Here is a 636-nt window from a genome sequence, read left to right as displayed (position 1 = left end):
TTTTAGATTGAATTTCGATCAGTAACCGAAAGAGGGTTGAGATACTTGACTAATATAATTTACTGCTGTATGATTCTTTAGTATTTGCGTAAGACGTGGTTCGGAACCATCCCACGTAAAAAAACTAAGGAGAGTATGCAGCATGAATGTAAGAACACTTGCAGTCAACGGTATTATTGCGGCAATGTATATTGCGGTAACGATGTTTATTCAGCCGTTTGGCTTTACAAATATTCAGTTCCGTATTGCGGAAATGTTTAATCATTTGATTATTTTTAATAAGAAGTATTTGTATGGGATTGTGCTAGGCGTATTTTTAGCCAATTTATTCTTCTCACCAATGGTGGCGTATGATTTGGTATTTGGCGTAGGACAATCTTTAATTTCCTTATTACTGATGATCTTTGCGATGAAGTTTGCCAAGGGCACGGTTGCTCGTATGGTTACCAATACACTGATCTTTACGTTTACGATGTTTATCATCGCGTTTGAGCTTCATTTAGCACTAGGTTTTCCATTTTTACTAACATGGTTAACAACTGCGATTGGTGAATTTGTAGTGATGCTTGTTGGAATTCCAGTGATGCTGGCAATTCATAAGCGCGTAAACTTCACAAAGTTAATCGATTAATACTA

The 636-nt window shown here is 36.5% G+C and carries 1 protein-coding gene and 1 riboswitch; the gene reads left to right on the top strand.

All coding sequences use genetic code 11. From position 1 onward, the window contains the following. The first annotated feature begins 89 nt into the window (after nt 1-89). Nucleotides 90-134: riboswitch (PreQ1 riboswitch) on the top strand. An 8-nt stretch (nt 135-142) separates the two neighbouring features. Further along, a complete protein-coding gene (locus BFL01S_RS19740) occupies nt 143-631 on the top strand; it encodes a QueT transporter family protein (protein WP_025909863.1) in 489 nt (162 codons plus the stop codon). The last annotated feature ends 5 nt before the right edge of the window (nt 632-636 follow it).

The sequence above is a fragment of the Priestia flexa NBRC 15715 genome (assembly GCF_001591565.1).
Lineage (GTDB): Bacteria > Bacillota > Bacilli > Bacillales > Bacillaceae_H > Priestia > Priestia flexa.
This window is presented reverse-complemented; position numbering and strand designations above follow the sequence as displayed.